Source organism: Vibrio sp. 1401, assembly GCF_033340295.1.
On sequence record NZ_JAWOWF010000028.1, the window covers coordinates 15,197 to 35,688 of the forward strand.

Sequence of the window (20,492 nt, forward strand, 5' to 3'; positions counted from 1 at the left end):
TAGGTGTGAAATATAATGTTTTTAAAATTAGAAAAATTTCAGTTAAATAGATAAAACTCTATCTTAATATAAGCTAGAGTTTTATTAATATCCTATTGTTATTTTAACTATTGAATGATTTATTAATAATAAAATAATACCAAGTCACGATTGTTTACGACTGCATGAGTGTACCAGCTCTTGACTTCAGATATTTGTTGCTCTGATAAGCCTCCGAAGTCAACGTTATCTTGGTGAATATCTTGATTTTTTATCATAAAAACAACAGGGAAATCGTCAGGGAATGGGAATTTTATAGGATAATCGGTATTAGTGAATGGAATATCGCAGAAATCGTTTACATCGCAAGGATACCAAGAGTTATTGGATAAGTAATAACCAGTTATCTTACATATAGCTTCAAGCAAGTAAGCATAGGCGTAACCCAAGTGACTGTATTTTATCTCTTCAGACAACATTTGCATAAGAAGCTCTTCAGCTCGGATGCTTTCGCCACTACTTTCCAGCATTTCATTAATCGCCTTAAAGGAGTCTTGACACCTTTCCATGATGGCTTTTTCTAGCTCTGGATTACGCTCATTCTTTAGTACGTTAAAAACCTTTTCAGTATCTAATGAATATACTGTCGCCCCATATCCCATATTTTATTCTCCTCACTTTTATACAGTTAAATTCATTTAAGTGTTTTTTATCGAAGGGATTATATTTTGATGTTTTTTGAAGGTAAAGTGTATATATAGAGGTTGTATTTATTATGATGAACTTTGAAAGTTTAAATTCTTAAAATAAATACTATATATTTAATTTTATTAGATCTAGCTCATAAAAATACCTTAACTATTATTGTGTTTATTGTTAAGGGTTATTAAATCTGTGAGGTGGTTCAAGACAATAAAATTTAGAAGAAAATACCGTCAAACTTAGGTGGCTATTCTATCTGAGCACTCAGCCCACTACTTATGGTGGGCTGAGTGCGCGGTTGGGCATCAGGCACATTATTTGGCGATGAATATGCCATATTAGGTGATATTCGTTAGTGTCTATTTTATCCCTAGGCGTTTTGCTAAGCGGTGTAAATTACCGTTATCTAATTCAAGCTGACGTGCCGTTGCTGCCCAGTTGCCTTGATTCTCTTCCAGTGCTCGAACAATCATCGCTTTTTGGAAGGCATCTGTGGCAGGCTTTAATCCACCTTCTGGTAGCTCAAGCTGAGAGTTTTGCTCCGTTTCTTCAACATTCTTGATGTTCTGATTCGGCGTTCGAATATCAAAATCTTGCTCAACCAACTCAATGTCTATGGCGTGAGTACGTGCTTTTGCCAAAACACCGGCACGTTTAATTACATGCTCAAGCTCTCGCACGTTGCCTGGCCATGAATAGTCTTTGAGTGCTTGCACTAAAGTGGGGGACAAACGAATGCTGTTCAATCCCAATTTGCTTCTTAAGCGTTCGGCAAAAAAGCCTGCGAGTAATACCACATCGTCTTCACGTTCACGAAGAGGTGGAACATGAAGCGGGAAGACACTTAAACGATGATACAAGTCGGCTCGGAAGCGACCAGCAGTCACTTCTTCATGCAATATGCGGTTAGTGGCGGCGACAATGCGTGTGTTGACTCGAATATGACGGTCATCACCCACACGTTGAATGTCGCCGTATTGTAGAGCTCGAAGTAACTTGGCTTGCAGCTCTAACGACAGTTCGCCGACTTCATCCAAAAACAGTGTGCCGCCGTCGGCTTGTTCGAACTTACCCTTACGATTACTGATTGCGCCTGTGAATGCGCCTTTGATATGGCCGAACAACTCGCTTTCCGCGACTGACTCCGGCAGCGCCGCACAGTTGAGGTAAACCAAAGTATTGCTAGAGCGGCTAGAACGATGGTGAATAGCGCTGGCAACCAACTCTTTACCTACGCCCGTTTCTCCCATGACCAACACAGACAATTCAGTATCGGCGACGGCATCAATCTGCTCTTGAAGATTCTTCATACCCTGAGAGTTACCAATGATTTCGTTACTTAAGGTGCGTTTCTCGGCGTAAGAATCACGTGGCAGGCTCGCTTGCGTCTCTAGTTGTTCTAGTAGGAGTGCAGTGTGTAGGCCACCTGCTGCCAACGCGCTGACAAAACGTAACTCTTGGTTGCGTAGCCCATCAAATTGGTTGGGATCGAAGGCGTCAATCGTAATGGCACCAATCAGTTGATCGTCGATCAGTAGAGGTAAACCAATGCAGGAATGGACATGCAGTTTGTCATCGTGGTTTGGAATCAAGCCGTCGTATGGATCAGGTAAGTCGCTGTCAGAGGGAAAGCGCACGATGTCGCCTGCTCGGGCAATGGCTTCTAACCTTGGGTGCTGCTCAATGGAGAAACGGCGTCCAAGCACTTCTTTCGCCAATCCATTGATCGCTAAAGGTTTAAAGTGCTGGTCTTCATACAAAAGAAGGGCTGAAGAGTCACACTTCAATACATCTCGAATCGTGGTTAATAACGTATCGAAGCGAGCCTGTTGAGTGAGCGCCGAGTTAAGGTCTTGCGTGATGTGTAGCCATTGCGCGATTAAAGAAGTCATAGCCAATACCGATTGTGTCAATATGACTATTGTAGTGTCTTGATGACAATTTTCAACTGTGTCTAAATGACACTTATTAAAGTTGGATTTTAATTAACGTGTTGAAATATATAGCAATTAAAAGTTGGCACGCCCGGTGCAATACAAGAAGAAATTATTTTTGTTTATCCCGTCATTCAAGGTAGTAATTATGACAATTCACGTAAAAAACAACATTCACTGGGTAGGTCAACGCGATTGGGAAGTTCAAGACTTCCACGGTACAGAATACAAAATGACAAAAGGTACCAGCTACAACAGTTATCTAATTCGTGAAGAGAAAACCGTATTGATTGATACGGTCGATCATCGATTCAGTCAACAATTCATCCAAAATTTAGAAATGGAAATCGACCTTAAGTCTATCGACTTTATCGTAGTAAACCATGCAGAAGAAGATCACTCAGGCGCATTGTCGGCATTGATGGAGAAGATTCCGAACACGCCAATTTACTGTACAGAAGCGGCGATTGATTCGATTGTGGGTCATCATCACCATCCTGAGTGGAACTTCAAAACCGTAAAAACGGGCGATAGCATTGATATTGGTAACGGTAAGCAATTGGTCTTCGTGGAAGCGCCGATGCTGCATTGGCCGGACAGTATGATGACTTACCTAACGGGCGATGCAGTTTTATTCAGTAACGACGCATTTGGTCAGCACTACTGCGATGAACGCTTATTCAATGATGAAGTGGATCAAAATGAGTTGATGGAACAGTGTTTGCGTTACTACTCAAACATCCTAACGCCATTTAGCAGCTTGGTAACCGCAAAAATCAAAGAAGTGCTGAGCTTTAATTTGCCTGTCGACATGATCGCTACGTCACACGGTATTGTATGGCGCGATAATCCAGTTCAAATCATCGAGCAATACTTAGCATGGGCAGACAATTATCAAGAAGATCGCATTACGATTTTCTACGATTCTATGTCAAACAACACCCGAATGATGGCCGATGCAATCGCGCAAGGCATTCACGATGTCGACCCTGGCGTGGCGGTCAAAGTCTTTAATGTCTCTAAGCATGATAAGAATGAAATTCTCGCCAATGTATTCCGCTCAAAAGGCATCTTGGTTGGTTCGTCAACCATGAATAACGTCATGATGCCGAAGATCGCAGGCATGCTAGAAGAAATTACCGGTCTGCGCTTTAAAGCGAAGAAGGCCGCAGCATTCGGTAGTTACGGTTGGAATGGTGGCGCGGTGGATCGTATCCATGCTCGATTGACTGACGCAGGTTTTGAAACCGCAGTGAGCTTGAAAACCAAATGGCGACCAGATGGTAAAGCGATGCGTGAATGTCGCGAACATGGTCAGAACATCGCAAAATTGTGGGCAAAGCATGACCTGACAAGTCCTGTTATTTCTCCTGCGATTACTGCATCTGTACCACAAGTTCAATCACAACCCGTTGCGCCAGTGACAACACCAGCGGTAGTAGATGCTGCTCCTAGCAACCCTAGTACTGAGGCGCATCCCGCAGATTGTCAATGCATGGTTTGTACGGTTTGTAATTGGGTATACGACCCAGCTAAAGGCGAGCCTAACCAAGGTGTTGAACCGGGTACAGCTTGGTCGGAAGTGCCAGATTACTTCTTGTGCCCAGAATGCCATTTAGGTAAAGACGTTTTCGTTGAATACAACGGTTAGGAGGGAATATGCAAGCACCTATTGTGATTATTGGTAGCGGCTTTGCGGCTTACCAATTGGTGAAAACAGTGCGTCGAATGGACGCACATATTCCGCTGCAAGTGTTTACTGCTGATGATGGCGCGGAATACAACAAGCCCGATTTGAGTCATGTATTTAGTAACAAGCAAACTGCCCGAGACTTGGTAGTTAAAAGTGGTGAGGCGTTTGCACAGGAACACAACATCGAACTGTTTGCCCATACCAAGGTTGAGCATGTCGACGTGCAAGCTCAGCAAGTGGTCGCCAACGGCCAAACCTATCCTTATTCCAAACTGGTGTTTGCGACAGGCGCGAAAGCCTTTGTGCCGCCAATATCTGGTGGTGCAGCACCTGAGGTGATAACGCTGAACTCGCTACAAGAATATCAATTAGCGGAAGAGCAAATTAGCCGCGCGGAACGAATTCTAGTAATGGGTGGTGGTTTGATCGGCGTCGAGATCGCCATGGATCTCGCAACCAGTGGTAAAGCCGTTACGGTGGTTGAGCCAAATCCCCGTTTGCTCGCTAACTTGATTCCTGAATTTGTTGCATTGCGGCTGGAGAATCAACTTAAGCAGCAAGGTATTCAACTTGCCTTAGAGACTGGAGTTGTCGCGATCAATCACTCGGATGATTCGCTGGTGGCAAGCTTGAGCAAAGGTAAGGAAATCGAAGCCGATGTAGTGATTTCAGCTGCGGGTTTACGTGCTAACACTTGGTTAGCGAAGGCTTGTGGGGTGAGCGTGAACAAAGGCATCGAGGTGGATGCTCGATTACAGACATCAGCAGCCAATGTGTTCGCATTAGGCGATTGTGCTGAGATCCAAGGTCGAATGATGCCGTACCTCCAACCGATCGTGCTAAGTGCCAATGCTTTGGGCAAACAACTACTGGGGCAAGAAGCAGAGTTGAAACTACCGCCCATGATGTTAAAGGTCAAAACGCCGAGCTACCCAATTCAATTGGCAGGCGATTTTAGTTCGGTGACGAACTGGAGCGTGCAGATTTCTCAAACTGGCATTGCCGCGAAAGCAGAAGATGAAAATAGCCGACTCATGGGCTTCGTTGTGACGGGAGAACAAGTTACGCAAGCATTTCCATTACTTCGAGAGTTGTCTCAAGCCGGTCAGGCTTAACCGATTTAAACGAAAAGAATTGTAATTGAGAGAGGGTATCATTATGTCGCATCTACGAATTCCTAAAGACTGGACTGTTCAACGTTCAACACCTTTCTTCACTAAAGACAATGTGCCACCAGCGCTACTGACTCATCACAATACCGCTGAGGGAGTGTTTGGACAACTGTGCGTCATGGAAGGGCAAGTGACTTACTACGGCTTTGCTGATGAAAATGCCACAGAAGCAGAAGTAGTGGTGGTGATTAATGCAGGCCAGTTTGCTACAAGTCCACCGCAGTACTGGCACCGCATTGAGATGAGCGATGATGCTCAGTTCAACATCAATTTCTGGTCGAATAAGGACAAGAGTGGGCAAGCGATGTTCCATGCTAAGCAGTAGTAAACCTTTTTAAGTGCTTTGACTGTTATGCTAATCGTCAAGTAAAGGGGTGTAGAAGGCGCAATAAACGAACTGAAACACTGGATCATCGAGACCGTGGAAAGAGAAATCACGAGTAATGATTTCAATTCTTTAGTAGCATGTTACGAAACATTTCAGTCAGGTGAACTAAGGGAAGCGTGCAATGGAAAAACAACGAGTAGCATTTATTGGTCTGGGTGTGATGGGATACCCAATGGCTGGTTACCTAAGTAAAGCGGGCTTTGAAACCAAAGTATACAACCGCACAAAAGCGAAAGCCTACAAATGGGCTGAAGAATACCAAGGCGTAGCTTGTGAAACACCACGTGAAGCGGCGGAAGGCTGTGACATCGTTTTTACCTGTGTGGGTAATGATGATGACGTTCGTAGCGTTGTTTACGGTGAAGAGGGCATTCTGGTCGGCTTGAAAGCGGACGCAGTGCTAGTCGATCACACGACCACTTCTGCAGACCTAGCGGTTGAGCTGGCTGAAGCGTGTGTTAAGTACGGTAATCACTTTATTGATGCGCCAGTTTCTGGTGGTCAAGCGGGCGCAGAAAATGGTGTTCTAACCATCATGTGTGGTGGTGAACAAAGCATTTTTGACCGTGTTTCTCCGGCGATGGATGTGTACGCGAAGCAGATGACGCTACTGGGTGAAAACGGTCAGGGTCAACGCTGTAAGATGGTAAACCAAATCTGTATTGGAGGCGTTTTACAAGGTCTGAGTGAAGCTTTGTTGCTAGCACAAAAATCAGGCTTGGACATTGCTCAAGTTGTAGAAACACTTAAGCATGGCGCTGCAGGTTCTTGGCAGATGGAAAACCGCGCAAATACGATGGCTGAAGACAAGTTCGATTTTGGCTTCGCTATTGATTGGATGCGCAAAGACTTAGGTTTCTGTCTGCAAGAAGCTGAGCGAGTGGGTCTAGAACTTCCACTGACTAAGAAAGTGGATGAGCAATACGCAGACCTTCAACGTGATGGTTTAGGTCGCATGGATACATCAGTACTGATCAAAGCGGTAGCTAAAAATCAGTAGTTGATGAATCAGTAATAGATAAACAGTTCTTTGGTATCAAAGAGCTTAAAGAAATCTAAGTTAATCATAATGAATCACCTTGAGCATGTTTTGTGACTTGTGATTAAGGATTAGTGATTTGAAATCAGGAGGTACTGTAGAGTACCTCCTTTTTTTCGTCTTTAAATCACACAGTGTAATGATTGCAGCGTTCGCTTACTTGTTTAAGCCTAGTGCAATTTCAAGACCTTTGCCGTACGCTTCGTCCGCTTGGTATGCGTGTTGAACGTGGCGCTGTTGGATGAACTCTGGCACACCGTCCATTGCGCGAGCTGTGTTATCGAACAGAGTTTGACGTTGCTCTTCGCTCATCAGACGGAATAGGTCACCCGCTTGGCTGAAGTAGTCTTCGTCTACACGATGATCGTAGTGATCAGCGTTGCCATTGATGCGTAGAGGTGGCTCAGAGTAATCTGGTTGCTCTGCCCATTCTTGTTTGTAGTTTGGCTCGTAACCTAGTGTTGAACCAAAGTTGCCATCAACGCGCATTGCGCCATCGCGGTGGTAGCTGTGAACAGGGCAACGAGGTGCGTTCACTGGGATTTGATGGTGGTTCACACCTAGACGGTAACGCTGAGCATCGCCGTAAGCGAACAGACGACCTTGTAGCATCTTATCTGGAGAGAAGCCGATACCAGGTACTACTGCAGCTGGGTTGAACGCTGATTGCTCAACTTCTGCGTAGAAGTTTTCTGGGTTACGGTTCAGTTCAAACTCACCAACTGGGATCAGTGGGTAGTCTTTTTGAGACCATACACGTGTTAGGTCGAATGGGTTGAAGTTGACTTCATCCGCTTCTAGCTCAGGCATGATCTGTACGTACATCTTCCATTTAGGGAAGTCTTGACGCTCAATCGCTTCGTAAAGGTCACGGTGATGGCTTTCGCGGTCTTTACCTACGATCGCTTCTGCTTCTTGGTCAGTTAGGTTTTTGATGCCTTGCTGAGTTTTGAAGTGGAATTTCACCCAGTAACGCTCGTTTTCTGCGTTGATGAAGCTGAATGTGTGGCTACCAAAACCATGCATATGACGGTAAGACGCTGGGATACCACGGTCACTCATTACGATAGTCACTTGGTGGAATGCTTCTGGTAGTGATGTCCAGAAATCCCAGTTGTTGGTAGAGCTACGCATGTTAGTGCGAGGGTCGCGTTTTACTGCGTGGTTTAGGTCTGGGAATTTTAGTGGGTCACGTAGGAAGAATACTGGTGTGTTGTTACCAACCAAGTCCCAGTTACCTTCTTCAGTGTAGAATTTTAGTGCGAAACCACGGATGTCGCGTTCTGCGTCTGCTGCACCGCGCTCACCAGCTACAGTAGTGAAGCGAGCGAATAGTTCTGTTTTTTTGCCGATGTCAGAGAAGATCTTAGCGCGAGTGTATTTTGTGATGTCGTGCGTTACTGTGAACGTACCGTAAGCACCAGAACCTTTTGCGTGCATACGACGCTCAGGGATCACTTCGCGGTCAAAGTGTGCCAATTTTTCAAGGAACCAAACGTCTTGTAATAGTTGAGGGCCACGAGGACCTGCAGTCATAACGTTTTGGTTATGTGCGACAGGGCAACCTGCTGCTGTAGTCAATTTCTTGTTTGTCATTTTTCTTCCCCCTCCAGGGTTCAATACCTTAGAAACTGTATAGGAGGTTATTACGGAAAAGCTGGGGGAGAAAACTGATATTGCTTATCAATTCAATAGATGGTGACTATGGTCGAAACTATATTAGAATCAGAAATTTACTACATTAGCTTGATTGACATAACAATCGGCGTTCTCGAAAGCGATTTACTGGGGGGGAGCGCTATCCAGTTAGCGTGTCTGCGATGCTAGTAATATCGCCCCTTAAATGAAGTTTTACGTGTCATCAAAGGGGCGAAAGGGGGGAAGTAATTAAGAGTACTTCACTTCAAGTTGTTCAGCTTTTGCAAATGCTGGGTGTGTCGCGAGCTGTTTCCCATAACGTTCAATATTAGGGAAGTGATTAACTAAACCAAACTTTTGAACCAATTCGACAATGAAAGACATCATGATGTCAGCGCCAGTCAGACGCTCTTCTACTAGGTAAGTTTTGCCTTCTAAGGATTGCTCGAAGTAGCCTAGTACATTCATTGCTTCCTTGTCGGCATAGCCTGATAAAAACTGAGTTTCATTTGGCTCTTTGCTTACGAAGATTTTTAGCAGCATAGGTAAAATTGCAGAGCTTTCTGCAAAGTGCATCCATTGCAAATATTCTGTGTGTGCTTTTGTACCACGCTCAGGAGCAAAGGCTCCGTCACTGTATTTCTCAATCAAATATTCGGTCATTGCACCTGACTCAATGATAATCTCGCCGTTATCTTCAAGAACAGGTGACTTTCCTAATGGGTGAACACTTTTTAGTTCTGGCGGTGCCATGAAGGTCACGGAATCACGGACATAGGGTACAATCTCGTAATTTACATCTAGCTCTTCAAGTAACCAAATGATGCGCTTTGAACGAGACTGATTGAGGTGGTGAAGTTTAATCATTTACATATCCCTTTTTATAATGGGTCGTTAATCTGTACTACAAGCTTGCCGAAATTCTTACCTTCCAACAGACCGATGAATGCTTCTGGCGCATTATCCAGTCCTTGTACTAGATGTTCGCGGTATTGGATCTTTCCTTCTGCCAACCATTGATTAATATCTTGCGCAAATTCACCGTAACGATGTCCGTAATCATCAAAAATGATGAAGCCTTGCACCTTGATTCGTTTGGTCAGGAGCTTACCCATTAGTAATGGAAGATGGTCGGTACCTTCAGGCAGCTCTGTCGCGTTGTACTGAGAAATCAAACCACAAAGTGGGATACGCGCATTTGTATTCAGAAGTGGCATTACAGCCTCGAATACTTTGCCACCTACGTTTTCGAAGTAAACATCGATACCTTTGTCACAGGCATTTTTCAGTTGTTCTGCAAAGTCTTCAGCTTTGTGATCAATACACTCATCGAAGCCAAGCACCTCTTTAGCGTAACGGCATTTTTCTTCTCCGCCTGCTATACCAACAACTCGGCAACCTTTGATTTTACCAATTTGACCAACTGTTGCGCCTACAGGCCCCGTAGCAGCTGCTACCACGATGGTCTCCCCTGGTTTTGGCTGACCAATGTCGAGTAAACCCATGTACGCGGTAAATCCTGGCATACCTGCAACGCCTAACGCGTAAGAAGGGTTTTGCGGTTCTTTACCAAGTTTAATGACCATCTCACCAGTTGAGATAGCGTAGTCTTGCCAGCCAACAGTGTAGGCAAGAACCCATTCACCTGCTTCGTAATCTGGGTGGTTTGATGTTTCTACCTGACAAACTGTACCACCGACCATTACGTCATCAATTGCAACAGGGTCAGCGTATGATTCGGCATCACTCATGCGACCACGCATGTATGGATCTAGAGATAAATAAACCGTTCTCAATAGCATTTCACCCTCTTTCGGAGTCGGTTTCGTTACCTCTTCTAAACGAAAGTTTTCTTGTGTCGGTGCACCATGGGGACGTGACGCGAGTACGATTCTGCGATTTGTTGCGTTAGTCATATCTATCTCACTTGTTGATTAGACCGGTCGTCTAGTATTTATTTCAAAATATCCCGCTTATTTAAAGCGGGAAGGTTTACTGTGTTAACACTGACGCTTTTTCTGACAGTGAAACGTGTGTAGGGTGTTCATTCTGCTTCCACGCCGCCCATTATGGGCAAGTGCGCGTATTCTGCAGTAAGTGTTGAGTATAGGTCAGACTTTGCGTCAATGCTGCCTGATCTTGATAAAGTTTGTTCAGCAAGCTAGCGCCATTCCAAAGGTAGTATATCTGCCTTGCTAATAACGCACTGTCACCATTGGGGATTGAGCCATCTTGAATGCCGATGTCTATGCAATCCGCTATCGCTTGAATGGTTTTGTCTGCTCCTTGGCGTAATGCCAAGCGCATTGACTCAGAGAGATCGGAGACTTCTGCACTTAACTTAACCAATAAACATTTGTTCGCATTACACACGTCGTCTTCTACTTTGACCATTTCTTCGAAATAGCTCATTAGGCGTTGGTAGCCACTCAGTTCAGTATTGGTAAAGCGTGCGTTTAAACGCTCAAAATACTTAGTAAAGTAGTCTTGAATCATCGCTTCACCAAATTGTTCTTTGGATTTGAAGTAATGATAAAACGAGCCTTTTGGCACTGCGGCCTTTTTTAATAGCTCTGAAAGACCAACACTTGTGAACCCTCGGTTTACGATCAACTCGTATCCGACGTCGAGAATATGTTGGCGTGTGTCATTCGTCTTTGCGTTCATGAAGTGTACTATAGAATGAATTAGACCAGTCGTCTAGTATTTGTTGTGGGTTATTTAATCAGCTCATACTCAATAACAAAGAGCGTGTCGGTATTTGGGTAGATTTCTCGAATTAGCTGCTTGAGTTTTGGTAGTTCGATGGCTTCTTGTTCGGCATGAAACTCATTAATATCTTCAAAGTGAAGTGGTTCTACAGAACGTATCTTGATATCGCAGACTTTACGATCCGTTTCTAAGGTAAAAACTTCGACTTCTGTATTGGGAACGTAATGGCTTTCTGATTCATCTCGAATCGTTATCGTCTTTTTGCCTGACGTGATCAACGGGGTTAAGAATTCAAAAAAAGTAATCTTGGTTGGATGAGATGGCATGATGTACTCGTTAGTCTGGTTGTTTGGCGTAATTATATACCCAAATCCCCCAGAGATTCCTGTATTACTAGAACGATCGAGCGCGGATGAAGCGAATTAACTTGGCACTAAAGTAACCTGAGATAACGCCTATCCAGTTGGTGCTGAGATCATCAAAACTAAATGATCGATTTGGAATAAAAAGTTGGCTTATTTCTTCCATTGAAACGATAGCTAACAGCAGTAGCAAAAGACGAATCCCAAAAACGTCGGTTTTATTCGAGCTCACCAGAGAAGGGAACGTGAAGACCGATAAAAAGCCGATCAATAAACTGAAAGTAAAGTGAAGCGTACTTGATCCGCCTAAGTAGGTTTCCATTTGCAGGTAAGCAGTATGGTGTAGGTCAGAGCTTTTCCACAAAGAGAGTGAAGCGGTTAGCATCAGGACTAAAACAAAACTCGTGCGTGCCAGTATTAAAGCCATAATTAACCTATTGGAAAGAAGCCTAAGTAACGTTTTACAAAGTACAGTGCAGCTAAATTCTGGATAGCCATGCCAATTGCCATTGCCCACGCTGCACCAATCACACCAAACATTTGACAAAGCGTAACAAGTAGGCAGATGGACACCGTACCGGAGGAAATTGTAATGTATTTCATGGTTCTCTCATGACCACTCATTAATAATAAAAAACCTACTGAACCAGTCGCAACATTGACTAACTGCCCCAGAGAAAGGACGACTAATAGTGGTGCCGCGGCGAGAAACTCCTCACCAAAAAACTGCATTACAAACTCGGGGAAGAGGGTGCAAATAATTACGGGTACAATCGCTAAACCAACATTGGCTCGGCACGCCAAGCGGCTCAGGTTCTGCAGTTTGCGCATTTGACGCTCTTTGTAGAGAGAGGCAAACATCGGGGCGACCACAAAGTTAATGGTAATCAGCACAAAGCCAATCAGTAGTGATGTGCGTTGGGCTGCGGCTAACAAACCGATTTCCGCTGTTGAGATAAAAAAGCCCGCAATAACAAGGCTTCCCCATTGAAGAACATTCGTGAAGATACTGCCAACCCAGACTTGCTTGGCAGAAGCGACCATTTTTTTGTTTGGTACGAAAGCCGATGTTTGATATTGATCTGAGCCAAGCCAATTGGCACTAGATATGACCGCGACGCCTATGCTCGCTAAAAGCAGAGCGGTCATTAGATTGTTGATATTTTGCTGACCGATATAGTCTAGGGCAAAGACAAAAATGACCATCAACATGCTTACCCCAAGCTGCAACGCAAACAGAGATGATACGACTTTTCTACATGCTTGAAGCACCCGACTGTTGGTTTGCGCAAGCACCAAGAAAGGTATACAAAGCAAGCATAAAGTAATCGCATACATTGGTGATTGAGTCTGGTTTAGCTGTTCTGGAAACAGATTAAACCCTGCCAACAAAACGCCTATGGCGAGCAAGCAAAATGCCATACTTCGATAAAGTGCGGTTTTATAGTTTTGGCTTTGTTCAAGCTTCTCTTTGTTATTAAAAGCGATCGCATTGTAACGAACTAACGAGACATCAAAACCTAGCTGAGAAACAATAGCGAGTAGCGAGACTAGGTTGAATAAAAAGAAAAATTGACCGGCCGTCGAAGCGTCACTGGTCTTCGATACAATCAGAGTCAGTAAAAAAGCAAATAGCGCACTCAACACACGCGTGATTGCGGTTTTTAATCCAGTAGATAACAAGCTTTTTTTACCGCTGGGCATCAACAGTAATTTTTGTTGAACAGTGTGAAACATAGGGGCATTTAACCGTAAATATTATTGAGTGCGAGGCGCTGTTTTTCTTCACTGAAGGCATCGTTTAATTCTGCTGTATATTGGCGAAAATCGATCTCTTCATAATGATTGACACAATGCGCGATCTGCTTGGCCATTTCTTCAGGTGTGAGCGCTAAAAACGGGTAGTTGAGATCTTTGGTTGCGCCGATGGTCCGAATAACCATAGGAAGATGTAACTTGGATGCTTCTAGAATGGTTAACGGCATCCCTTCCCATGCTGCAGTATGTAGATAAAGGTCTGAACCCTTGAGCTTTTCAACTACCTCATCGCGAGGCAGCATGCCCGTTACATCCACATTTTCAGTGCGTAATTTCTGTTCGAGTACGTGGTCCCCGCCACCTATCCATGTGATCTCTATCGGGCGGTTAAGCGCATACCGATTAAGGAACTGCAATGTGCTGATAAGAAACTGAGGATCTTTTTGGGGCGCGACACGACCAAGTACAACGAGCTTCAGCGCTTCTTGCTTGTTTCGCTCTATACGATCTTCACTTTGATAAGACACGTAGTTGTTGAGCAGTTCGGCACGTTTCGCACCAATGCTAATGGCTAGGTCACACTCTCGTTGGCTACAGCCTGCAACCACATCAATTTTGCTCAGTTTTACTTTCTCTAGTGCTTTATAGATCTGGCGTGCAAGCTCTGAGATATCTTCACGTTCGAAGGCATAACAGTGCGGTGTGTAAACCAAGCGTGCCTTGCCAAGCTTTAGAAATCGGCCGAGAAATCCCGCTTTACTCGAGTGCAAATGCACGACGTCGGGGCCAAGTGATGCAATCATGTGGTTTGCATCGCGAATAAATTGAAGCAAGCCGCCTTCTACCCACTTTGTCTGTACGAAAATGTGGTGGTTGTTCTCATTGGTCAAGTCGTTTTCTCGGGCTCTGGCTAGCAAGAAATGCTGATAAGGCTCGTCTCTGGATGAGTGAACATAACTATAGAGGGCGGTTTGAACGCCACCTCCAAATGCTTCTGTAACATGGAGCACTTTCTTCATGATGATTTTGTCCCTGGTGTTTGCATCCATTTGTGTTTAAAAGCATCACGCTCTTGCTCTGAATAAACGTGGCGATACAAGGGAAGATCGTACATATAGAACAGTTTTGAGAAGTCGTAGTGATTCTTAAAGTGTTGGTGGATATTGGAGTACCACTTGTTTTTCGCTTCGTTGCTGTTTTTCAGCACGAAGTCTTGCAACTCAAGAAACTCACCGATTTCTTTATCAAGAGAACTGAGCTGTTCGCATTTGATTAGCATGACGTTGGCCTGATCGTTCTGGAATGTGAAGAAAGGGTGAGTGTTGTCCAGCTCTTGGCGCATCACATCGATATTGAAATTACGCTTTAACTCGTTGTCGAACCAGTCCGCAAAATAGTTGAGATTGATATAGTTATCAAAGCAATGCTCGAGGTGCTGATACGTGACTTCCATATCTCGGTGAATTGCATCGTTCTTTTTGCCTTCGATAAATTGCAAATGGAGATCTTGAAAGAAGCGAGAAAAGACAGTTGCGATTGGATCGCGGACCAGCGTAACGATTTTAATCTGCTCGCGTTTTTGTAAGATACGTTTTCGCTGCTTGAGCACTAAGCGATAGAGTGCGCGGTTTCGGAAGTCGAAGAATTTACTCACGTCTTTTTTATTGTGATACATGTGAAATTCTTCGTGATCATCAAAGGTGTGGATGTGATAGCTCGGGATATTTTTCTCCCCTAGCGTGTGCTCAATTGATGAGGAGCCAACTTTACCCATTTGGTAAACTAAAACAAAATTATCAGCTTGGAGTTCTCGGTTCTTTTCAAATTGTCGAGAGATTGAATACTTCATCTATCCTATCCTTGATTATTCATATTCGTGGTGATGGTTTACCGGAAAAGTATGAGCTATGGCCCTTGAGTCGTTGCTCATGCTGATCATGACGGGTAACAAGAGTATTAAAATTATGGTGGTGTTTACCGCAACGAAAAACACCATGATGAGGGCGTATATCGCAAGTAATAAGCTTTTTCTGTTTTCATTAAGACTACGGAAGCAAAAGCGAATAAAAAGAAAATAACCACCAAACAGCAGACCAATACCAAGCAATCCGTATTCAATTGCGGTATCTAACACAAAGTTGTGGGTGTAGATCGCCAGCTCATCATAGTTAAAGTAACTGATCATAAAGTTGGGTAACATTTTCGCGCCGACACCTAACACTGGGTGTTGAAGTAAAATATCTAGCCCATTGGCAAGTAAAAGTTTTCTATGAAGATTCGATACCCAGCGGGCTTCACTTTGGTTGGCAAATAAGACGTCTTCTTGGGTTATTTCCAATGTGTCTGCTAGAGTTTCAAACCCAACGTAGAGTGTGGTTGTGACGGCAGTAAACACAATGAAGCTCAAGGCTAATAAAATCGCCCACGTGTACGTTTCGCTGAGCGATTTTCTCATTAAGTTTTTTACGAGCAGTTGGTCAAAGAAGAAAAGCAGACAAAAACCAAGTAGCGCTTTTCTTTCTTGTGACAACACCAGTAATACTAAAGCTACGAGCATCAAAAGGTGGAAAGCGCGAATTTTATCTCGATAAAGGTACAGTAGTGAGCACAGTACACCGAACCCATATTTACTTACCCCGAGTAACTTAAACCCGCTTTGATAGCCCTGAGCAAAGTGCCATAAGGCAACGAGCGTACAGATGAAAAACAACAAATACGTGAAATAAACCATTATCCGTTCGTCATCAAACACGCCATAGGCGTACATTAGGCTCAGTAGGCACAAAATCGCTAACCATTGCACAGTTTCTATAACTAGCGGCATTAAAGGGACGCGATTTAGCAGACCATTTATGAACACATACCCAGTGAACAATATGAGGAACCCCATACAGGGATGCATGAGTTTTTCAGCTTTTCCTTCCAATACCACTAATGCAGTAAAACCAATGGACAAAAGGCTTGCGATGTCAGATGGGGCTAGCGCTATTCCTCCAGCACGAAACTTCATAGGAATAAAGAACAATGCTAATAGGCATGCTGCAAGCAATGAGGCGCGATGGCTCGATGGCACGGAACTATTTGTTGGCGCAAAGCTGCTGGTAGATTCCATAGTAACCTTCACGAAATTTATCGATGGTGTAGAGAGAGACCCTATTGACTGAGTATTGACTTGCAGCGTCATACCGCTCAACACTTTCACACAGCTGGAGAACTTTTTGGCTCAGTTCAGTGGCGTTACCAACTTGAAATAAATATTCGGCACGTCCGGTGACGTCATCCAAACCAGGTACGTCCGATGATAATACGGGTAAGCCTGCTGCCATGGCCTCAACCGCCGCCAAGCCAAAGCCTTCGACGTGCGACGATTGCACGTAAATATCCATGTCGTTCAAAAAGGCTGGAACGTCAGAAACTACGCCATGAAAGTGAACACGTTGCGCGACGTTGATTTTTGTTGCCAATGCTTGCAGTGACGATTTTTTTTCTCCATCTCCCGCAAGGTGGAGTTCGTATCGTCTTGGTAAATGGATAAGTGCTTGGATAAGCGTTTCATGATCTTTATGTTGGTGAAGTCGGCCCACCATTCCAATCTTGATAACTGGTTTGTCGATTAGGTGGCTGGCGAATCTTGGCGTCATAGAAAACCTTTTTAAATCAACGCCATTGTGCACCACGTGATATTTATGTTGGTAGCGAGGCATGAACTTCACCAGTTCATCTTGTACTTTTTCACTAATACTGACCGTCAAGTCGTGGCCCCAATATAAGACGTATTCCATGAACTTAAACAGCGGATAGTCACGTCGACGGTTATAAGAACAGTGCTCAGTCTGGATTCGTTTTTTACCTACCGCCAATAGCGCTAGGTAAATGGAAGGGTAGAGGTGCCCGTGAACGACATCCGGCCAACGCAGCAAAGAGAATCTCTCACTCAATGACAATGTGCGCCAGTTAAAACACTCTATCCCTTGGGCGGATAGCATTGGTAAGTAATCATTTTCATCACACAAGACCAAAATTTTGATTTCGTATTCAGGCTTATGTTCTAAAACAAGGTCGACTAAGAACTTCTGAGCACCGCCGTTCTGAGAAAGATCATTAATAATATGTAGAATCTTGGTTTTCATAATTAATTGGTCAGATATTGCTGTTTAAGGTCGGTGATTTCTGCATTTGAGAAAAAGTGCTTCGTCAATTTAGAATTCAGCATTTCTTCAACGTACTCGGGTGTAGGTTGAAATTGCGTTTTGAATTCTTTCATTAGTGGCGAGTACCATTTGTTGTCTGATTGATTTTCATAAACAACATCCACGGGGTAACCTAAAAAGTCTTCAACTGCGGAGTTAGCCTTCGTTAGCTTGTCACTTCGAATGACCAACAGTGAGAAGTTATTGTTATGGTATGTTTGATAGCCTACTTCGTGATTAAAAGACTCGTTAAACACATCAATCCCTGTTAGTTGTTTGATCTCGTTGTCAAACCACTGCAGCGCATATTGATGATTCATGTGCTTATCAAATGCTTCTTGGAGTAATTGCGGTCGTTCGGTACGTATTGCGCTGTCATCCTTTAGATATTTGTCCGCCATCCAAAAAGGAAGTGCTTGAAAGAACATTGAGACATTTCGTCCGATCGGTTCACGCACCAGCGAGATAATTCGAACTTTTTTTTTGCGCTTTAACATATGGCTCATCGTTATACGCTTTAGTCGTCGCTTTAACGCATTGATCTGAGGCTTATGCAATTGCGCTCGAACGGGGGATATTTGTTTTTGCGCATCGACGGTCATAAGGTCGTGCAAGTGAATCGAGTCAGGAATGGAATGCTCTAATGCACTCGAACCTACTTTGCCCATTTGATAGATCAATACCGGCTGTTCTTGGCTTTTCAACGTTTGGTACCAAGATAGGTTTACGTTAGTAGGCGTATTTCTGGACATAAAGCGTCTCTCCTTCCTTGGCCTTGGCTTGTGTGATTAAGACGCCAAGAGATGGAACTGAGTGTTGTATTTGTTTAGACAACGCAAGGTTAACCAGTGATGATTTTGTCGATTCTGAGCGAATGACGGTAATCAGACCATTGGCATACTGACCAAGAATAAGTGCGTCACTCACTGACAGTAGGGGCGGTGTATCGATAATGATCCGGTCATACTTATTTTGAAAATGTTCGAGCAACTTTTTAAAGCGATCAGAAGCCAATAATTCCTGTGGGTTTGGCGGAATTAGGCCGGCCGATAATACATCTAAGTTGGCTTCTTTTATATGTGTAACACAATCTTTGATTGGCGTATCCATCGTCAGGATATGCGTTAAGCCAGGGCTTGATTCAGCAATACCGAATCGCTTTGCTATGGAAGGTCGACGTAAATCGCAGTCGATGATCAATACCTTTTCCATTTTTGAAAACGACACCGCCATATTGATACTGGTTGATGTTTTTCCTTCTTCTGGAATAGCAGAGGTAAAGGGCAATATCTTTTGCTTCGTGTTGGTTAATCTGAGCAGAAGCGAGGTTCTGACGGAGCGGCAAGCTTCACTAAATAGCTTTTCTTCATCATCTAAATACGCGGTATAACTGACGCCGTTTTTACGCAAATTGCGTTTTTTGACCATAGGAATCACACCTAAACACGTAACACCAAGTTTTTCCTGCACATCGGCTGTGCTTCGGATAACTTCTCGCATCGTTTCTAAGATGATGACTAGAGCGCAAGCAATGGCAAAGCCAAAAAAGGTGGCAATTAGTACCAGTTTGATTCGTTGTGGTGCCACCGGGAATAGAGGAATGATGGCTTTATCAGTAAAGCGAGCAGTGACATTCTTGTAGTCGCTGGTGGCGTTGGTCTCTTTCTCACGATTTAAGAACGCTTCATAGAGTGCCTTATTGGATTCAACCTCGCGTTTTAACTGTTCGTAACGCGCTTTTTGTGACCCTAACGATTGGAAGTCTGACTTTTTGTTATCGAGTTCTGCGCGAAGCATGTCCTCTTGCGCTTTTGCAGCAAGAAGGTCTTGTTGCTTACTGAAGGAAATGTCACGGATGAGTTGCTGGGTTCTAGATTGAATTTCAGCAAGCTGCGCTTTCGCCTGAATCATTCGATCATGTTTAGGTCCGTAGCGCTGTGCCAGTTCAGAGAGATTTTTGGCTGCCTGTGCTTCCGACAATTTTAGATCGCGGATTTGCGCTTGATTAGCGAATTCATCAATTGACAACAAGCTGTCTAAACTTTGCGAAGATTTACGTCGTAACAGTTGGATTAACGTCTGCGCTTCAATACGCTTATTAACAGCGATATTCAGCTTGCGAGTGAGTTCTTCTAGCTCATTTGCGTAAATTTCATCAATACCGTTTATATCGATCAACCCTTCTTTTAACAAGAATTCTTGCAGCGCTTGATCCGAGTTACGTAATCGCTCCTCCAATTTTTGAGAGTTATTTGTCAACCAAGTAGCCGCATTTTGTGTAACGACCAATTTGGCTTCAAAATTTGCGTCAATGTAGGCTTGGCCGACCGCGTTGGCGATTGTCGTCGCAAGCTTAGGATCGGTAGAACGAAAGCGAATTCTGACTAATTGGGTGTTACGTACTGGCTCAATATCGAGTTTACTTCTGAAAGCTTGAAGTGCCTGATAATAGGACTCTGAAAACTGGGCGGTTTCTTTTGGGCTTGGTGCCACATTCAGTAGGTCTTGAACAAAAGGAATCGACTTTATTTGGTCGATTTTTTTATTTAACCCCCCTGAGCTTGTGAATTCAGGTAATTGGGTGAGGTTCAGCTCTCTAATGACCTTATCTGCAATATGATTCGATTTTAAAATGGCGATTTGCGTTTGAAAGTACTCTTTTTTTGTCGTGTCGACGCCATATACTTCCTCGATTGAAAGGGCGCTTTTTTGCTCCTCTTGGATGAGTAGCGTAGCTGTAGCTTGGTATATCGATGCTTTGGAGTAGATATACCAAGTACAAGTTAATGAGAACAGAAGCGTGAATGCTGCGATGCTTAGCCAATTCTTTTTAATCGCTTTGAAGTGATGGCCAAAACGAATCAGTTCTACTTTGTTCATCTGGAGATTATTTGGATGAGTCCCGTTCATTTGATTCCCTGTCAC

At 43.9% G+C, this 20,492-nt stretch carries 19 protein-coding genes; 4 read left to right on the forward strand and 15 right to left on the reverse strand.

Going from position 1 to position 20,492, the window contains the following annotated elements; all coding sequences use genetic code 11:
- Nucleotides 1-122: 122 nt before the first annotated feature.
- Both R7Z77_RS14825 and norR read right to left on the reverse strand, forming a co-directional pair.
- Entirely contained in the window at nucleotides 123-641 is a 519-nt protein-coding gene (locus tag R7Z77_RS14825) for a hypothetical protein (RefSeq protein WP_054578641.1), read from the reverse strand.
- A gap of 399 nt (nucleotides 642-1,040) precedes the next feature.
- Nucleotides 1,041-2,573 carry a nitric oxide reductase transcriptional regulator NorR gene (norR, locus tag R7Z77_RS14830; RefSeq protein ID WP_064354899.1) on the reverse strand — a complete coding sequence of 511 codons (1,533 nt, stop codon included), beginning with the start codon at nucleotides 2,571-2,573 and terminating at the stop codon, nucleotides 1,041-1,043.
- A 190-nt stretch (nucleotides 2,574-2,763) separates the two neighbouring features.
- Here norR and norV point away from each other — a divergent pair, with 190 nt between their 5' ends.
- From norV to R7Z77_RS14850, 4 genes are all read left to right on the forward strand, one after another.
- Nucleotides 2,764-4,266 carry an anaerobic nitric oxide reductase flavorubredoxin gene (gene norV, locus R7Z77_RS14835; RefSeq protein ID WP_064354898.1) on the forward strand — a complete coding sequence of 501 codons (1,503 nt, stop codon included), beginning with the start codon at nucleotides 2,764-2,766 and terminating at the stop codon, nucleotides 4,264-4,266.
- 8 nt (nucleotides 4,267-4,274) lie between these two features.
- Nucleotides 4,275-5,423, forward strand: coding sequence for an NADH:flavorubredoxin reductase NorW (gene norW, locus R7Z77_RS14840; RefSeq protein WP_318136729.1), 1,149 nt, complete (start codon nucleotides 4,275-4,277; stop codon nucleotides 5,421-5,423).
- Nucleotides 5,424-5,466: 43 nt separating this feature from the next.
- On the forward strand, nucleotides 5,467-5,805 hold the full coding sequence (locus R7Z77_RS14845) for a DUF1971 domain-containing protein (protein WP_005375231.1): 339 nt from the start codon (nucleotides 5,467-5,469) through the stop codon (nucleotides 5,803-5,805).
- 184 nt (nucleotides 5,806-5,989) lie between these two features.
- Nucleotides 5,990-6,868, forward strand: coding sequence for an NAD(P)-dependent oxidoreductase (locus tag R7Z77_RS14850; RefSeq protein WP_213903451.1), 879 nt, complete (start codon nucleotides 5,990-5,992; stop codon nucleotides 6,866-6,868).
- Nucleotides 6,869-7,063: 195 nt separating this feature from the next.
- On the opposite strand, the gene R7Z77_RS14855 is transcribed toward R7Z77_RS14850, so the two are convergent.
- The 13 genes from R7Z77_RS14855 to R7Z77_RS14915 all read right to left on the reverse strand — a co-directional run bounded on the left by R7Z77_RS14855 (nucleotide 7,064) and on the right by R7Z77_RS14915 (nucleotide 20,477).
- Entirely contained in the window at nucleotides 7,064-8,503 is a 1,440-nt protein-coding gene (locus R7Z77_RS14855) for a catalase (RefSeq protein WP_017821260.1), read from the reverse strand.
- Between the two features lie 291 nt (nucleotides 8,504-8,794).
- Nucleotides 8,795-9,412, reverse strand: a complete 618-nt coding sequence (locus R7Z77_RS14860) for a glutathione S-transferase family protein (RefSeq protein WP_005375238.1) — start codon at nucleotides 9,410-9,412, stop codon at nucleotides 8,795-8,797.
- 14 nt (nucleotides 9,413-9,426) lie between these two features.
- The gene (locus R7Z77_RS14865; RefSeq protein ID WP_005375239.1) at nucleotides 9,427-10,461 is read right to left on the reverse strand and encodes an NADP-dependent oxidoreductase; all 1,035 of its coding nucleotides are present in this window, start codon (nucleotides 10,459-10,461) and stop codon (nucleotides 9,427-9,429) included.
- 151 nt (nucleotides 10,462-10,612) lie between these two features.
- The gene (locus R7Z77_RS14870) at nucleotides 10,613-11,212 is read right to left on the reverse strand and encodes a TetR/AcrR family transcriptional regulator (RefSeq protein ID WP_005385858.1); all 600 of its coding nucleotides are present in this window, start codon (nucleotides 11,210-11,212) and stop codon (nucleotides 10,613-10,615) included.
- Between the two features lie 50 nt (nucleotides 11,213-11,262).
- Nucleotides 11,263-11,583 carry a N(4)-acetylcytidine aminohydrolase gene (yqfB, locus tag R7Z77_RS14875; protein WP_005385855.1) on the reverse strand — a complete coding sequence of 107 codons (321 nt, stop codon included), beginning with the start codon at nucleotides 11,581-11,583 and terminating at the stop codon, nucleotides 11,263-11,265.
- 67 nt (nucleotides 11,584-11,650) lie between these two features.
- The gene (locus R7Z77_RS14880) at nucleotides 11,651-12,046 is read right to left on the reverse strand and encodes a VanZ family protein (protein ID WP_033906760.1); all 396 of its coding nucleotides are present in this window, start codon (nucleotides 12,044-12,046) and stop codon (nucleotides 11,651-11,653) included.
- 2 nt (nucleotides 12,047-12,048) lie between these two features.
- A complete protein-coding gene (locus R7Z77_RS14885; RefSeq protein ID WP_213867405.1) occupies nucleotides 12,049-13,356 on the reverse strand; it encodes an oligosaccharide flippase family protein in 1,308 nt (435 codons plus the stop codon).
- A gap of 8 nt (nucleotides 13,357-13,364) precedes the next feature.
- Nucleotides 13,365-14,396, reverse strand: a complete 1,032-nt coding sequence (locus R7Z77_RS14890; protein ID WP_005385852.1) for a glycosyltransferase family 4 protein — start codon at nucleotides 14,394-14,396, stop codon at nucleotides 13,365-13,367.
- Entirely contained in the window at nucleotides 14,393-15,226 is an 834-nt protein-coding gene (locus R7Z77_RS14895) for a putative capsular polysaccharide synthesis family protein (protein ID WP_005385851.1), read from the reverse strand. The genes R7Z77_RS14890 and R7Z77_RS14895 overlap by 4 nt, the downstream gene beginning before the upstream one ends.
- 15 nt (nucleotides 15,227-15,241) lie before the next feature.
- The gene (locus tag R7Z77_RS14900; protein WP_064354895.1) at nucleotides 15,242-16,489 is read right to left on the reverse strand and encodes an O-antigen ligase family protein; all 1,248 of its coding nucleotides are present in this window, start codon (nucleotides 16,487-16,489) and stop codon (nucleotides 15,242-15,244) included.
- Nucleotides 16,455-17,507 carry a glycosyltransferase gene (locus R7Z77_RS14905; RefSeq protein WP_213967613.1) on the reverse strand — a complete coding sequence of 351 codons (1,053 nt, stop codon included), beginning with the start codon at nucleotides 17,505-17,507 and terminating at the stop codon, nucleotides 16,455-16,457. The genes R7Z77_RS14900 and R7Z77_RS14905 overlap by 35 nt, the downstream gene beginning before the upstream one ends.
- Nucleotides 17,508-17,509: 2 nt before the next feature.
- Nucleotides 17,510-18,319 (reverse strand): putative capsular polysaccharide synthesis family protein, encoded by an 810-nt coding sequence (locus R7Z77_RS14910; protein ID WP_005385848.1) that lies wholly within the window; start codon nucleotides 18,317-18,319, stop codon nucleotides 17,510-17,512.
- A complete protein-coding gene (locus R7Z77_RS14915) occupies nucleotides 18,297-20,477 on the reverse strand; it encodes a GumC family protein (RefSeq protein ID WP_170960376.1) in 2,181 nt (726 codons plus the stop codon). The genes R7Z77_RS14910 and R7Z77_RS14915 overlap by 23 nt, the downstream gene beginning before the upstream one ends.
- Between the last annotated feature and the right edge of the window lie 15 nt (nucleotides 20,478-20,492).

What these genes read in the sequence shown, in the direction of transcription:
- R7Z77_RS14880 (WP_033906760.1), bottom strand. Translation starts at nt 12,046, where the DNA reads ATGGCTTTAATACTGGCACGCACGAGTTTTGTTTTAGTCCTGATGCTA.
- R7Z77_RS14905 (WP_213967613.1), bottom strand. Translation starts at nt 17,507, where the DNA reads ATGAAAACCAAGATTCTACATATTATTAATGATCTTTCTCAGAACGGC.
- R7Z77_RS14890 (WP_005385852.1), bottom strand. Translation starts at nt 14,396, where the DNA reads ATGAAGAAAGTGCTCCATGTTACAGAAGCATTTGGAGGTGGCGTTCAA.
- R7Z77_RS14860 (WP_005375238.1), bottom strand. Translation starts at nt 9,412, where the DNA reads ATGATTAAACTTCACCACCTCAATCAGTCTCGTTCAAAGCGCATCATT.
- R7Z77_RS14910 (WP_005385848.1), bottom strand. Translation starts at nt 18,319, where the DNA reads ATGTCCAGAAATACGCCTACTAACGTAAACCTATCTTGGTACCAAACG.
- R7Z77_RS14895 (WP_005385851.1), bottom strand. Translation starts at nt 15,226, where the DNA reads ATGAAGTATTCAATCTCTCGACAATTTGAAAAGAACCGAGAACTCCAA.
- R7Z77_RS14855 (WP_017821260.1), bottom strand. Translation starts at nt 8,503, where the DNA reads ATGACAAACAAGAAATTGACTACAGCAGCAGGTTGCCCTGTCGCACAT.
- R7Z77_RS14850 (WP_213903451.1), top strand. Translation starts at nt 5,990, where the DNA reads ATGGAAAAACAACGAGTAGCATTTATTGGTCTGGGTGTGATGGGATAC.
- R7Z77_RS14865 (WP_005375239.1), bottom strand. Translation starts at nt 10,461, where the DNA reads ATGACTAACGCAACAAATCGCAGAATCGTACTCGCGTCACGTCCCCAT.
- R7Z77_RS14915 (WP_170960376.1), bottom strand. Translation starts at nt 20,477, where the DNA reads ATGAACGGGACTCATCCAAATAATCTCCAGATGAACAAAGTAGAACTG.
- yqfB (WP_005385855.1), bottom strand. Translation starts at nt 11,583, where the DNA reads ATGCCATCTCATCCAACCAAGATTACTTTTTTTGAATTCTTAACCCCG.
- R7Z77_RS14825 (WP_054578641.1), bottom strand. Translation starts at nt 641, where the DNA reads ATGGGATATGGGGCGACAGTATATTCATTAGATACTGAAAAGGTTTTT.
- R7Z77_RS14900 (WP_064354895.1), bottom strand. Translation starts at nt 16,489, where the DNA reads ATGGAATCTACCAGCAGCTTTGCGCCAACAAATAGTTCCGTGCCATCG.
- R7Z77_RS14870 (WP_005385858.1), bottom strand. Translation starts at nt 11,212, where the DNA reads ATGAACGCAAAGACGAATGACACACGCCAACATATTCTCGACGTCGGA.
- norW (WP_318136729.1), top strand. Translation starts at nt 4,275, where the DNA reads ATGCAAGCACCTATTGTGATTATTGGTAGCGGCTTTGCGGCTTACCAA.
- R7Z77_RS14845 (WP_005375231.1), top strand. Translation starts at nt 5,467, where the DNA reads ATGTCGCATCTACGAATTCCTAAAGACTGGACTGTTCAACGTTCAACA.
- R7Z77_RS14885 (WP_213867405.1), bottom strand. Translation starts at nt 13,356, where the DNA reads ATGTTTCACACTGTTCAACAAAAATTACTGTTGATGCCCAGCGGTAAA.
- norR (WP_064354899.1), bottom strand. Translation starts at nt 2,573, where the DNA reads ATGACTTCTTTAATCGCGCAATGGCTACACATCACGCAAGACCTTAAC.
- norV (WP_064354898.1), top strand. Translation starts at nt 2,764, where the DNA reads ATGACAATTCACGTAAAAAACAACATTCACTGGGTAGGTCAACGCGAT.